The sequence below is a fragment of the Methylobacterium sp. UNC378MF genome (assembly GCF_900103195.1).
Classification (GTDB): Bacteria; Pseudomonadota; Alphaproteobacteria; order Rhizobiales; family Beijerinckiaceae; genus Methylobacterium.
This window is the reverse complement of sequence record NZ_FMWU01000031.1, coordinates 24,461-37,727: the sequence shown is the minus strand read 5'-3', so window position 1 is coordinate 37,727 and position 13,267 is coordinate 24,461. Positions and strand designations below refer to the sequence as shown.

Sequence of the window (13,267 nt, the reverse complement as noted above, 5' to 3'; positions counted from 1 at the left end):
TTACGGGGCGAGGCCCAGAAGCTCGGCGATGCGCGGCGTCGCTTTGATGCCGGTGCCGGTGAGCACCACCACGGTGGTCTCCTCGGGCCGGATCGCGCCGCGCGCGGCGAGATCGGTGAGCGCCGCCGCCGCCATGGCGCAGGTCGGCTCGACGTAGAGGCCGGAGCGGGCAAGCTCCATCAGGGCCGCCGCGATGGATTCCTCGGAGACCGCCACGGTGCCGCCGCCGGAGCGGCGCAGAGCCGCCAGCACTTCCCGGCCGCGGACCGGCTGGGCGATCGAGGCACCCTCGGCCAGCGTCGGGCGCGGGGTGACCGGCACGAAATCCGCGGCGCCCGCCTCGAAACCGGCATGCAGGGGCGCACAATGGGCCGGCTGCACCGCGAAGAGCCGCGGCAGGCGGGCGATCTCGCCCCGGCGCAGCAGTTCCGAGAAGCCGATATCGCAGCCGAGGATGTTGCTGCCGGCGCCGCAGGGAATGATGACATTGTCGGGCGCGCGAAAATCCAGATCCTCCCACAGCTCGTAGGCGAGCGTCTTGGTGCCCTGGAGGAAATGGGCCTGCCAGTTGTGGCTGGCGTAGAAGATCGCATCCGCTTGGCCGACCGCGGCGTCGGCCGTGTCCTGGCGGGTTCCGGGGATCAACTCGACTTCGGCGCCGGCGGCCCGCATCTGGACGGTCTTGGCCGGCGAAGTCGAGGCCGGGACCAGGATCTTGGCCCGCATCCCGGCCGCCGCCGCATAGGTCGCCACCGCGGCGCCACCGTTGCCGGAGGAATCCTCCAGCACCGCGTCCACCCCCTGCTGGCGCAGGATCGACAGCATCACGGAGGCGCCCCGATCCTTGAAGCTGCCCGAGGGCGCGAACCATTCGAGCTTGAAATGGGCGTGGCCACCCCGCCAGGGCCGGCGCACCAGCGGGGTGCAGCCCTCGCCGAGGGAGACCGGGTCGGAAACCGCCACCGGCAGGGCGGCGGCGTAGCGCCAGAGGGAGCGCTCGGCCGTTTCGATCTCCGCCCGCCCGATCCCTGGCAGGTCGGTGATCATCAGCGGACCGCCCGTCTCCGAGCGCCAGCGGGGCGTCTCGATCGGGTAGGTCGCGCCGGTGGCGGGGTCGAGATAGGCGGCGGACGGAGGCATCGCGGCTCGGTTTCCGGGGCGGTTCGGGAAGATAATACAAAATAATCTTGGTCGGCGCGCCTCCCTTGTGGGGACAGGACGGCGCGCCGCAATCCGGCTCGCGGGGGGCGGAGGCTCGCCGCGTCAGGGCTCCGCCCCGACACCCCGCCGAAGGGCCTCGGCCCTTCGGAAACCCGGGACCCTTCAGGCCGCGAGCGGCAGGATTGTCCGTTCCGGCGCGTGGTCGGCGGCGATCGCCGCGGCGACGAGTTCGGCGGTGGCGCCCGAGAGGGTCCAGCCGAGATGGCCGTGGCCGGTGTTGTAGAAGACCCCGGGCCGGCGGCCGCGGCCGACCTTGGGCAGCATGTTCGGCAGCATCGGGCGCAGGCCGCTCCAGGCCACCACCCGGTCGGTGTCGACGCGCGGGAACTGCTCCCGGGTCCAGTCGACCAGCGGCTGGATCCGGTCGTGGCGGATGTCGCGGTTGAAGCCGTTGAACTCGGCGGTGCCGGCGACCCGCAGGCGCTCGTCGCCGAGGCGGCTGGTGACGATCTTGGCCGCCTCGTCGAGGATGCTCACTTCGGGCGCCGCCTTCTGCGCCTCCGGAGTCAGCAGGTTCACGGTGATCGAGTAGCCCTTCACCGGGTAGACGTTGACCCGGTCGCCCAGCATCGCGGCGAAGCGCCGGCTGGCGCAGCCCGCGCAGATCACCACCGCGTCGGCGCGCAGGGCCTGCGCGCCGCCGGCCGGCTGGCCCGCTTCGCGCCAGCCGACGGCATAGCCCCCCTCCCCCGGCGCGATGGTCTGGACATCTGCGTCCTGGACGAAGCGGACGCCCTTGCGGGCGCAGGCCGCGGCGAGGCCCCGGGTGAATTTGTGGATGTCGCCGGTGGCGTCCGAGGGCGTGAAGTAGCCGCCGTGATAGGTGCCGGCGAGCGTCGGCTCGATGGCGCGGATCTCCTCCGGGGTCACGGCGTAGCGCTCCAGGCCGCCCTCCCGCAGCAGCGCGTTGACGGCCGTGGCCTTCTCGAAGCTCGCCCGGTCCCGGTAGAAGTGCAGGATGCCGCGGGTCTTCAGGTCGAAGTCGATCCCCTCCGCCCCGGCCATGGCGAACAGGGCCTCCCGTGCCTTCAGGGCGAGCCGCACCGTCTCCACGGTGTTCTCCCGATAATGGGCGATCTCGCGGACGAACTCCGCCATCCAGGACAGCTTGTGCCAGGAGGGCTTGGGATTCATCAGCAGCGGCGCGTCGCGGCGCAGCATCCAGCGCAGGCCCTGCATCACCGTGGAGAGCTTGTTCCAGACCTCGGCGTTGCAGGCCGAGAGCTGGCCGCCATTGGCGAAGGAGGTCTCCATGGCGGCGTAGCGCTGCCGGTCGAGGACGGTGACGCGGTAGCCGCGCTGGGCGAGCGCATAGGCGGTCGTCACGCCGGTGATGCCGGCGCCGATCACGGCGATGTGGGTCATGATTCGGGACTCCGAGACGTCGGGACGCGGGAAGGCCGCCCTCAAGTGGTCGGCCGGTTGCGCGCCCCATCTGTCCCGATGCCTGAGAGCTTGATCCGGCCTCGCCCTGGCGAGGCGAAGCACGGACGTCCCCTTCGGCGGGTGCCCACGGGCTCGCCCGCTGCACCACTCTCCAGATCGCCCTGACGACACGGTTCCGGTGCCTGAGAGTTTCCGGGGCGGTTGCTCCGTCGGCGCCGGGTCCCCTCTGCTGGGAAGATCCCGGTCTCTCCCGCATCGTCGCGATGGGCTGTCCCGGGATACGCCGATCGGCCGCGGGGGAGAAGCCCGCCCATCCCGCCGGCGGCCGATTCCACCGACAGCCGGTGCGCGTTGTCACCGCCGGGTCGTCGCCGGGAGCGATCTGGGCCGGGAGCGATCTCGGCTGCCGGCGGTTGACCCGGCGGTTTGACGGGGGATTTCAGGGGGACGGCCGATGCTGACCAGGACCGCGATCTACGAGGGCACGGTGCGCGACGGCCGGGAGGACGAATTCTTCCGCCGGGTCCGGGACGAGCTCGAGCCGTTCTGGCGGCGGTTCCCGGGCGTCACCGCCGTGCGGGTCCAGCGCCTCGTCTCCAAGGACGACGACGCGCGGCCGATCGCCATGATCCTGGAGATGGACTTTCCCGATCAGGCGGCCCTGGACGCCTGCCTCGCCTCGCCGATCCGCCCGGAATCGCACGCCGCCACCGAGGCGGTGATGCAGATGTTCGACGGCCGCTTCTACCATCTGGTCAGCGCCGGACGGACCTTGTCGCTGGTGGATTAGGATCCGGTCGCGGGACGGCAATCACCTGCCGCATTCGCCGGCTTGTTTACCGCACATAAACCTAGATGGACAGATTTACATCCTCCAAAGCTGAAAATATTCGCCTACACAGCAGTCGATCCAACACTCTTTAAGGGTCTCGGTGCAGGTTCTGACCGAGCGACACTTTTCTTGTTCAGGCGGACGGCGCGATGGCGAAGTGGATTCCTGGCGCGGCCGTCTTCGGTCTCCTGTGCCTGATGATCATCCCGGCCCCCGGGATCTGGGGCGTCCTGATCGGGGCCGCCTGTGTGCTGGCCATCGTCGGCAGCCTGTGCATGCTCGCCCTCGATCGGGTGGCGAGCGCCATCCTCGTCTGGCGCGCGCGGATGCGGGCGCGGCGCCCGAGCCCGAGCCGGAACCGCAGCCGGGTGGTCCATGCCGGCGCCAGGATGTCCCGGAAGGTCTGAGCCTCCGGCGGGGCGCCGGGGACTGGATTCGCCACGGCATCGGTGCAAGGTCCCGGCGCCGCCATCACGGCGCCTGAGACCAACCGGGACGGTCCGATGAAGCTCCTCTACTCCCCCGCCTCCCCCTATGCCCGCAAGGTGCTGGTCCTCGCCCATGAGACGGGACTGATCAGCCGGATCGCCGTCACCGTCGCGGGGGCCTCGCCGACCGGCCCCTCCGCGGAGGTCGCCGCCCACAACCCGCTGGGCAAGATCCCCGCCCTGGTGCTGGAGGACGGCACCGCCCTCTACGACAGCCGGGTGATCTGCGAGTATCTCGACGGCCTCTCGTCCGGGCCGCGCCTGTTCCCCGAGGGCGCCGCCCGCTGGGACGCGCTGACCCGGCAGGCGCTCGCCGACGGCCTGCTCGATGCGGCGCTGCTCACCCGCTACGAGCGCGTGCTCCGCCCCGAGCCGCAGCGCTGGGACGCCTGGGAGGCCGGTCAGGTCGGCAAGATCCGCGCGGCGCTGGACCGGTTCGAGAGCCTGGTCGGCGGGATGCCGGCGCTGGATATCGGCACGGTCGCGCTGGGCTGCGCACTCGGCTACCTCGACCTGCGCTTCCCCGATCTCGCGTGGCGGGAGGGCCGCCCGGCGGTCGCCGCCTGGTACGCGGCGTTCGAGCGCCGCCCGTCCATGGAAGCCACCGTGCCGCACGGCTGAAGCCCCGCGGCGCCAAGCCCAGCCGCGCCTGGCCCCGCTACGGCCGGGCCCGGTCCGTGATCGCGTAGGGGTGGGTCGAGCCGAGCGGATCGGCGAGGAAGTCCTGGACCGTCCCGGCGCCGGTGCCGAAGGTGATGAGCAGGAAGCCCCCCGCCAGGGCGAAGTTCTTCAGGAAGTCCCAGAACAGCTCGCGGCCCTTGCCCCCGGCCCAGAAATCCCCCGGCACCCAGAACTGCTTCCACAGCAGCGCCGTCACCCCGCAATAGCCGGCGAGCACGAAGGCGGCGGCCCGGTCGGCGGTGCCGGTCAGGATGCAGAGCGACATCCCGATCTCGACGCAGAGCCCGATCAGGATCAGCACCGTCGCGGGCGCGGTGGCGTGCACGGCCTGCCGCGCCTGCCCGACCGCACCCCTGAAATTCAGGATCTTGTCGAGGGCGCTGAACGGCAGGAACAGCAGCACGAGGAGCAGGCGGACGCCGAACGCGATCGCGACGCTGAGGCTGGCCATGCGCTGAACGGTCTCCCCACCCGGCCCGGTTCAGGCCGCAGATCCAAGCCGCGAGCGGCGCAAAGGTTTCGTCCACGGCCGCGCCCGCGTGCAGATCCGCCCCCGGAACGCGCTGTGCGGGCCGGCGCGCCGCGCTTCTTCGATCACGGGTGGCATCCGGGCAACAGTGATTTGAGCGCTCCACTCCGAATGCTTGCTCGATAAACCCGCAACAGGACCCAGATATATTTTTATAGACCGATAAATCATCACACTACTATCGTCAGTAATATTTTCCATAGATCAATTCACGCACACAAACGACCTTCGAGCAAGTCTTGACATCCTGCGTCGCATCATTCTTCGCTGGACTGATGCGCAGCCCGGCCCCCTTGCGGGCCCGTTACCGCACATCGATCTTGGAAGCAGAGCTATGCTGCAAATGTCAGCGATCAAAGTCTCGGATCATTGGGCATGAGGGTCGCCGTCATCACGCCATCTCGGCTGAAGCCCTCGACCCTGGCCGGGAAAGCCGGTCAGTACTTCCTGGACCATGCGGTGGAGAGCGCCAACGCCCAGGAACTCGACAGGCCGGTGACGATCCACTTCTTCGTCGGGACCGACCCCGAGACCGAGATCCCCGCGCACCTCGCGGACCATCCGCAGATCACCTTCGCGCGCGGCGAGCGCAAGGGGCAGATCCCCGCGCTGAACGCCGCGATCCGCGCCGTCGATGCCAGCTGGGACTACGTCGGCTTCCTCGAGGACGACGATCGCTGGCTGCCGCCATATCTCGGCTTTGCGCTGCGGGCCTTGGAGCGCTTCGATTTCGTCTCCTCGACACAGCTCGAGGTGGACGAGGCCGGCGAGGTGGTCCGGATCAACGACTTCGCGACGCCGTCGGGCTGGCTGATGCGGCGGACCACCTTCGCGCAGGTCGGCGCGATCAGCCCGGCCTCGAAGTGGCATTACGACAACGAGTGGCTCGGCCGCCTCGCCGAGACCGGCCTGCGCCGGGTCCACCTCGTCGAGGCGACGGCGCCCGGCACCCTCCGGGACGCGGTCCAGGTCCGCCCCTGGCTCGCCAACGTTCTGCACAACGGCGGACCCAACATAAGCCTGATGCGCCACGGCTTCGCCCTGCCGCTGGTGTGCCGCCTGGTGCATCCGGGCTCCGGAACCTCGGATGTCGGCCAGGGCGGGACCTCCAAGGCCGAAAGCGAGGCCGAGTATCAGCGGCTGATCGATCGCTTCGGGCGGATTCCGTGGTGAGACCGGGACGCCCGGCAGCCGCTGCGCGAACCGGATGAAGCTGCGCGCCCGGGCGCGCGCCACTGAAATGGAGAGCGGTTCGGCGTAAGAGCGCGCCCGATCACGTTGCGACCGGGCGCGGCTCTAGCGGCCGGACGTACAGGCGCGGATCAGCCGCCGGACGAAGCCCGCGCAGGCCTCGAGTTCGTCCCGGGTGACGTACTCGTCGGCCCGGTGGGCCCGGGCGATGGAGCCCGGCCCGATCACCACGGCCGGCACGCCCCCGAGCCGCTCGAACAACCCGCCCTCCGTGCCGTACGAGACCTTGGCGTGGCCGTTGCGGCCGGCGAGGCGCTTGGCCAGGGTCACGATCTCGGCCTCCGGATCGGTGTCGAGGCCTGGATAATCGATCAGCGGCTCGACATCGACGCCGCAGGCCGGATCGCCGGCCCGCATCAGCGGCGCCAGCGTCCCGGTGGCGTAGGCGATCGCCGCGGCTGCCAGCGCCGCGGCATCGTCCGCGCCGATCGCCCGGTACTCGAATTCGACGCTGCAGGTGTCGGGCACGATGTTGAGCGCCGATCCACCCCGGACCACGCTCGACAGGCCGGTGGTGTGGGGCACGTCGTAGAGCGGGTCGCGGGCTCCGTCCCGGGCGATGGCCTCCGCGGACAGGCGGACATGCTCGATGAAGCGGGCGGCGTATTCCACCGCGTTGACGCCCTGGATCGCCAGGGCCGAGTGGCTGGCCCTGCCGCGGAAGGTGAGGCGGGCGGCCGACTTGCCCTTGTGGCCGACCACCACATCCATCCCGGTGGGCTCGCCCACGAAACAGCCGAGCGGTCGCGGCACGCGCTCGCGCATCCGGGCGATCAGCGGGCGCACGCCGAGGCAGCCCACCTCCTCGTCGTACGAGACCGCGAGGTGGATCGGGGTGGCGAGGTCCGCCGCGACCATCTCGGGCAGGAGCGCGAGGCAGACCGCGAGGAATCCCTTCATGTCGGAGGTGCCGCGCCCGTAGAGCCGTCCCTGCTCCTCCCGCAGGGTGAACGGGTCCGACGACCAGGGCTGGCCGTCCGTCGGCACCACGTCGCTGTGGCCGGAGAGCACGTAGCCGGGACGGTCGGCGAACGGCCCGACGCTGACCAGCAGCGCCGCCTTCCGGCCGGTCGGATCCGGCACCCGCTCGACTGCGGCGCCCTGGCCCCGGCAATAGGCCTCCGCCCAGTCGATCAGCGGCAGGTTCGAGCGCGCGCTCACCGTGTCGAAGGCGACGAGCGTGGCGAGCAGCGCCACCGGATCGGGCGTGCCCGGGAGCGGGGGGGCGGTCTGTGCGGGCTCTGTCATGGATGGCGTCCTGCGGGAGCGCGATTCGGTCCGGTCGGCCCGGAAGGGTCGACCGGATTCCTACGGGGTTTTCAACGCTCCGGGGATCCCGGGCAACGTCCGGGCCGCCCGGCGGGTCCCCGGAACCGGACGGTTGCCCGGGCGTCTGCGTCAGTGGCGGCCCCCGAAGGCCGCTCCGGCGGAGCCCGAACCATGCGTACCGGCCGCGTCCCGACCCGCGCCGCCCTGCTGCCGGTGGCGCTGCTGCTGGCCATCCCGGCCGAGGCCCGCCAGCATGACGGGAAGCATCCGGGGAAGCCGCACCATCGCACCGCCTCCGACATGGACCGGACCCTCGCCCGCAGGGCGGCGCGCGACCGGCCGCATTGGCGGGTCTGGCAGCAGACGCGGCCGCTCGTCCGGGCCCTGGCTCCGGCGACGCGCGAACGGGTCGGGGCGCCGCCGTTCACGGGCTGGGGCTACGGCGGCACCATCCCCGGGGCTTGGCCCGGCTTCTGAACCGCCTCGACCCGGCCCCGTCCGCCTGCCATGGTACGGGTGACCGGAAGGCCTGAGACAGCCCACGATGGCACTGGAATTCCGCCTGGACGATTCGACCCCTGCGGATCCGCGCCGCCGCTGGGCCGCCCTGGCGCAGGAGGCGCGGGACGCCTGCTACGACAACACCCGCGCGGTGGCCGACAGCGCCGCCCAGATGGCCGCCCGGGACGCGGCCTCGGCCGGCTACCGGGCCGCGCATCCGGCCGGCCTCGACGTGCCCTACGGCCCCGGCGCCCGCAACGCCCTCGACCTCTATCCGGCCCGGGACGGGGGAGCGCCCTGCCTGGTCTTCATCCACGGCGGCTACTGGCAGCGCGGCGCCCGGGAGCTGTTCGCCTGCTTCGCGCAGGGCCCGAACGCCGCCGGCTGGTCGGTGGCGATGGTCGGCTACACCCTGGCGCCGGAGGCGAGCCTCGCCCGGATCGTGGCGGAGACCGGCGCGGCCCTCGACTGGCTCGCCGCCCACGGGGCCGCGCACGGGATCCGCGGTCCCCTGGTCCTGTCGGGCTGGTCGGCGGGCGGGCTGCTCACCGCGATGCAGCTCGGGCACCCGGCGGTGGCGGCGGGCCTGGCGATCTCCGGCGTCTACGACCTCGCGCCGATCCGCCAGACCTCTCTGAACGCCAAGCTGAGCCTCACCGACGTCGAGATCGAGACCCTGTCGCCGCTGCGCCTCCCGGTGGTGGCGAAGCCGCTCTGCATCGCCTACGGCTCCCGCGAATTGCCGGCCCTGATCCACGACGCCCGCAACCTGCACGCCCTGCGGGCGGCGGCCCACGCGCCGGGGCCCCTGCTGCCGGTTCCCGAGGCCGAGCACTTCTCGGTGCTCAACGCCCTGCGCCGGCCGGACGGGATCCTGGTCCGGGCCGCCCATGCCCTTCTCGAGGGCTGAAGTCCCGGCCGTCATCCTGACGAAACCTTGGATGGCGCAGGCGACGACCACGTGCATATTTGCAACTCCCGATAGAAATTCTGTATCGCCGGAGGCCATTCCCGTCTTGCTGAGGCCCGCCGCGCATGCTCAGACGGGGTCGCGGACACGATCTCCCTCCCCCGGGAGCCGGCCGGATCCGAGGGAGATCGGATGCAAGCGGTCGCGCAATCGGAAACCCCTGCGGCGGCGCCCCGCGCCGATCGCGCGGACCGATCCGGCCGCCGCGGTGTCCTGGGCGTGCCGCGGCTGCGCATCGTGCTGGCTCTGGGCTTCGGCACCCTCGGCTTCCTGGCGACCCTGGCTCTCGCCGCCCTGGTGAGCCGCGAGGCGACCCGACGGCTCGAGGCGGAGGTCGGTGGCCAGCTCGCCGAGATCGCCGGCCAGATGGCCCGGGGCCTCGACATCGGGATGTTCGAGCGCTGGCGCGACATCCAGATCGCCGCCGCCTCGGACAGCCTGCGCGATCCCGGGACCGGCTCCGCCGCCAAGCGCGCCGTGATGGAGCGGCTCCAGGCGACCTATCCGGCCTATTCGATCATCGGGCTGATCGACGCCGACGGCCGCGTTTCCGTGACCAGCACCGGCGCCCTGGAAGGTGCGGACGTCTCCGGCCGCGATTATTTCCGCGGCGGTCGCGCCGGGCCCTATGTGGGCGACGTACACCCGGCCAAGCTCCTCCAGGCGCTGATGCCCCCGCCCGAGGCCGGGGCGCGCGCGGCGGCGCGCGAGCCCCTGCGCCTCCTCGACGTCGCGGCTCCGGTCCGGGCGCCGGACAGCCGCGTCCTCGGGGTGCTGGCCGCCCATCTCGACTGGACCTGGGCGCGCGACATGGCGCGCATCCTCGAGGGCGGCCTCCGGGGCCACCGCCAGGGTGCCGAGATCCTGATCCTGTCCCGCGACGGCACGGTGCTCCTCGGTCCGCCCGCTTTGCAGGGCGCGCGCCTGCCCGGGTCTGTCCTGGCGGGCGGCCGGCCCCTCGATGCGCAGGGCACGAGCCGGGTCGGGCCCTGGCCCGACGGCGCCGCCGCGTATCTCAGCGCCCACGCATCCACGGCCGGCCACCGCGACTATCCGGGTCTCGGCTGGCAGGTGGTGGTGCGGCAGACGGCCGACCGGGCCCTGACCTCGGTGGCGGCCCTGCGCGGGTTCATCCTGGTGGCGGGCAGCGGGGTGGCCCTCGCGGCGGCGCTGCTCGCGTGGCTGCTGGCCGGCCTGATCGCCCGCCCCCTGTTGGAGCTGGCGGTCGCCGCCGAGACGCTGGGTCGCGACCAGCCCCTGCCGCCGCTGCCCCGCTCCCTGGTGCGCGAGGGCGCGATGATCGCCGACGCCCTGACCGCGGCGGCGGACGAACGCGCCCGGCGCGCGGAGACCCATCGGCTGCTGATCGATGAACTCAATCACCGGGTGAAGAATACCCTCGCCACCGTGCAGGCGATGGCGGCGCAGAGCCTGAAGAATCTCGGCGCCGCCGCCGCGGCCGGGCGCGACGCCTTCGAGGCGCGGCTGCTCACCCTGTCCCGCGCCCACGACATCCTGACCCGCGAGAGCTGGGCGAGCGCGGACCTGCGCGGCATCGCCGCCCAGGCGGTGCGGCCCTTCCTGGGCGCGGAATCCGCGGGTCGGGATTCTTCGGGTCGGGATTCTTCGGGTGCGACGGCACCCCGCATCACCCTGGACGGCCCCGACCTGCGGCTGCCGCCCGAGGGCGCGCTCGCGCTCACGATGATCCTGCACGAATTGTGCACCAACGCGGTCAAGCACGGCGCCCTGTCGGTTCCGGGCGGGCGAGCGGCGCTGGCCTGGACGGTGGAATCCGGTCCGAACACCGAGACCCTGCGGCTGACCTGGCGCGAGTGCGGCGGCCCGCCGGTCGTCTCCCCATCGCGGACGGGATTCGGCACCCGCCTGCTGGAGCGGGGTTTTGCCGGGGGCCGGACCGCCAGCCTCACCTACGAGGCTGCTGGCCTCGTCTACGTGGCGGCCAATCCCCTGCCCGCCGCCGCCCGCGCGCCCGCACGGCCGGCGGCGCGTCTGCGCGCCGGACGGGCCTGATCCCGCTCCGGCCTGACCGGCCGCCGCTCCCGGCATCCTCCCGGCACCTTCCCGGCACCTTCCCGGCACCTTCCCGACAGCGCCCCGCTCCGTCGCGGCGGGAGAGCGGCCGGGCATCCCGGTGGCCCGGCAGGATACGTTCCGGGCGCGCCAGAACCGGATATGCCTTAATCCCGTCGATGATTTCATCAGACAGCAAGGACGTGCGCGATCACACCCGGTAGTACAGGAGGGAGGATTAAAGTTTTCATTGATGTAGTGTGCTGAGACGCACACGCTCTTTTGGATAGTTTGACTAGGGTCGACTTATCGGCAGGGATGCGGTGCCCCTCGCCACAAGACGAACATGCGAGGAAACGCCATGACCCAGTCCAGACACCTCCCGGTCCGCGGCACTACCGTCGGCCTCGCCCTGGGTCTCCTGCTCGGCGTCCCCCTGGCGGCGCAGGCGGGTGAGGGCGGCGGCGGCAGCCGTCAGGCTGCCGGCGGCGGCCATATGAGCTCCTACGTCAGCGATCCCAATCACGATCCGCGCTCGCTGCATTCGCAGCGCTCCGGGACCGGGCAGATCCTCGGGGCGCCGATGCTTCACGACCGGGCCGGGGCCGCGGTCACCCCCGGCCGGGTGGTCGATCCGCACTGGGCTTCCGGAACCGGCGAGCCCCGCCGGATCCGACGCTGAGGATCCGAGGCTCAGGCTGACCGTCGACTGGCCGTCGCCTGACCGTCCGGCTCTGGGCCGGCGGTTCCCCCCCCCCCCCCCCCCGCCGCCCGGCCCCGCCGGCCGGGCGGCCCCGACCCGAATGCCGCTTCGCACGCCCCTTCCGCACGTCCCGTCCATACCCTGACGGGCACGGCCTGCGCGCATCGCCCTCCCCCGTCCCGTCCTCCGGTTCTCCCAGCGTCAGAGATCCCTTCATGAACAACCTGATCCAGGGCATTGCGAGCTTTCAGGGGAGCGTCTTTCCCGGCCAGCGGCAGATGTACCAGCAGCTGGTGCGCGACGGTCAGCACCCGAGCGCGCTGATCATCGCCTGCGCGGATTCCCGGGTCTCGCCCGAGCACATCACCCAGGCGGGGCCCGGAGACCTGTTCGTCTGCCGCAACGCCGGCAACATCGTGCCCCCGGCCTCCGACGTGGTCGGCGGCGTCTCCTCGGCGATCGAGTACGCCGTGGTGGCGCTGGGCGTGCGCGACATCGTGGTCTGCGGCCATTCCGATTGCGGCGCCATGAAGGGGCTGATGAACCGGGACCTGCTCAAGCGCATGCCCAGCGTCGCCGCCTGGCTGCGCCACGCCGAGGCCGCCGAGCGGATCGTCTGCGAAGCCTATCCCGAAGGGATGGATGAACAGGCCCGCCACCACGCCCTGGCCCTGGAGAACGTGGTGGTCCAGCTCGCCAACCTGCGCACCCATCCGAGCGTCGCCGCCGCCCTGGCCAAGGGATCCCTGCGGCTGCACGGCTGGTTCTTCGAGATCGAGACCGGGGCCCTCCTGGCCTATGACGGCGCGAGCGGGCGCTTCCGGCCGATCGCCGGGGCGGACATACCCGTGGCGCAGGATTCCTCCGCCGGCAGCCGCCTGCAGGCGGCCTGATCATGCGCCCCCTGGAGATGATCGGCGATTGGGCGAGCCGGCGCAGCGCCGCCGGCAGCCGGATCGCCGTGGTCGGGGGGTCCGGCGTTCCGCACGACCGGCTCGCCGCCGCGGTGGCGGCCCCGGCTCACCAGGCGGCCTCCACCGCAGGGGCCGCCGATTCGGCGGAGGGACGCCGAGAAGGAGCCCAGAAGGACGCAAGGCGGCCGTTTCCGATCACCTGGCCGTCGGGAGCGGCCCCCGGGCGCGCTGCAACCTCCGCTCCGCGCAGGCCCCGCGGGCGGGACCATCGATCCCGCGGCGCCCCCGCGACGGATCGAGGCCCCGCGCGGAGGCAGCGCCGGCTCGCACCACGACCGCTCGAGGCATCCCGCCGCGGCGGCCGGTCGGCCAGCGTGACCCGGGACGAGCGTCGTCAAGGCGGCCCAGCCCCGGAAATTCCACGATCTTCAAAACCGGTTAATCCTAAATCTTCGCAGGCCTTTAACGAGCGGAGCGCCAGACTCGGC

13 protein-coding genes and 2 riboswitches are annotated in these 13,267 nt (G+C 72.0%); of the genes, 9 read left to right on the top strand and 4 right to left on the bottom strand.

The window, feature by feature from the left end; translation table 11 throughout:
* Both BLT59_RS25470 and BLT59_RS25465 read right to left on the bottom strand, forming a co-directional pair.
* Positions 1-1,140, bottom strand: a complete 1,140-nt coding sequence (locus BLT59_RS25470; RefSeq protein WP_091787471.1) for a pyridoxal-phosphate dependent enzyme — start codon at positions 1,138-1,140, stop codon at positions 1-3.
* A gap of 183 nt (positions 1,141-1,323) precedes the next feature.
* On the bottom strand, positions 1,324-2,586 hold the full coding sequence (locus BLT59_RS25465) for a D-amino acid dehydrogenase (RefSeq protein ID WP_091787468.1): 1,263 nt from the start codon (positions 2,584-2,586) through the stop codon (positions 1,324-1,326).
* Between the two features lie 68 nt (positions 2,587-2,654).
* Positions 2,655-2,764, bottom strand: a riboswitch (glycine riboswitch).
* 3 nt (positions 2,765-2,767) lie between these two features.
* A riboswitch (glycine riboswitch) is annotated at positions 2,768-2,870 on the bottom strand.
* 191 nt (positions 2,871-3,061) lie between these two features.
* Between BLT59_RS25465 and BLT59_RS25460 the strand changes: the two genes are divergently transcribed.
* The 3 genes from BLT59_RS25460 to BLT59_RS25450 all read left to right on the top strand — a co-directional run bounded on the left by BLT59_RS25460 (position 3,062) and on the right by BLT59_RS25450 (position 4,548).
* Positions 3,062-3,397: a hypothetical protein gene (locus tag BLT59_RS25460; RefSeq protein WP_091787465.1), complete on the top strand. Its 336-nt coding sequence runs from the start codon at positions 3,062-3,064 to the stop codon at positions 3,395-3,397.
* Positions 3,398-3,588: 191 nt separating this feature from the next.
* Complete coding sequence (locus tag BLT59_RS25455) at positions 3,589-3,846, top strand: hypothetical protein (RefSeq protein ID WP_091787462.1); 258 nt, start codon at positions 3,589-3,591, stop codon at positions 3,844-3,846.
* 96 nt (positions 3,847-3,942) lie between these two features.
* Positions 3,943-4,548, top strand: coding sequence for a glutathione S-transferase (locus BLT59_RS25450; RefSeq protein ID WP_091787547.1), 606 nt, complete (start codon positions 3,943-3,945; stop codon positions 4,546-4,548).
* A 37-nt stretch (positions 4,549-4,585) separates the two neighbouring features.
* Here the strand turns inward: BLT59_RS25450 and BLT59_RS25445 are convergent, their stop codons facing one another.
* Positions 4,586-5,059, bottom strand: coding sequence for a DoxX family membrane protein (locus BLT59_RS25445; protein WP_091787459.1), 474 nt, complete (start codon positions 5,057-5,059; stop codon positions 4,586-4,588).
* Between the two features lie 453 nt (positions 5,060-5,512).
* On the opposite strand from BLT59_RS25445, the gene BLT59_RS25440 reads away from it, so the two are divergent.
* Positions 5,513-6,310 carry a glycosyltransferase family A protein gene (locus BLT59_RS25440; RefSeq protein ID WP_091787456.1) on the top strand — a complete coding sequence of 266 codons (798 nt, stop codon included), beginning with the start codon at positions 5,513-5,515 and terminating at the stop codon, positions 6,308-6,310.
* Between the two features lie 123 nt (positions 6,311-6,433).
* Here BLT59_RS25440 and argE read toward each other — a convergent pair whose 3' ends face one another.
* Positions 6,434-7,636: an acetylornithine deacetylase gene (argE, locus tag BLT59_RS25435; RefSeq protein WP_091787452.1), complete on the bottom strand. Its 1,203-nt coding sequence runs from the start codon at positions 7,634-7,636 to the stop codon at positions 6,434-6,436.
* A gap of 192 nt (positions 7,637-7,828) precedes the next feature.
* Here argE and BLT59_RS25430 point away from each other — a divergent pair, with 192 nt between their 5' ends.
* The 5 genes from BLT59_RS25430 (at position 7,829) to BLT59_RS25410 (ending at position 12,758) form a co-directional block, all read left to right on the top strand.
* Positions 7,829-8,134, top strand: coding sequence for a hypothetical protein (locus tag BLT59_RS25430; RefSeq protein ID WP_091787449.1), 306 nt, complete (start codon positions 7,829-7,831; stop codon positions 8,132-8,134).
* A gap of 67 nt (positions 8,135-8,201) precedes the next feature.
* Entirely contained in the window at positions 8,202-9,068 is an 867-nt protein-coding gene (locus tag BLT59_RS25425) for an alpha/beta hydrolase (protein WP_175544132.1), read from the top strand.
* Between the two features lie 192 nt (positions 9,069-9,260).
* Positions 9,261-11,162, top strand: a complete 1,902-nt coding sequence (locus tag BLT59_RS25420; RefSeq protein ID WP_091787446.1) for a sensor histidine kinase — start codon at positions 9,261-9,263, stop codon at positions 11,160-11,162.
* 361 nt (positions 11,163-11,523) lie between these two features.
* Positions 11,524-11,844, top strand: coding sequence for a hypothetical protein (locus BLT59_RS25415; RefSeq protein ID WP_244514142.1), 321 nt, complete (start codon positions 11,524-11,526; stop codon positions 11,842-11,844).
* A gap of 236 nt (positions 11,845-12,080) precedes the next feature.
* Positions 12,081-12,758, top strand: coding sequence for a carbonic anhydrase (locus tag BLT59_RS25410; protein WP_091787443.1), 678 nt, complete (start codon positions 12,081-12,083; stop codon positions 12,756-12,758).
* The last annotated feature ends 509 nt before the right edge of the window (positions 12,759-13,267 follow it).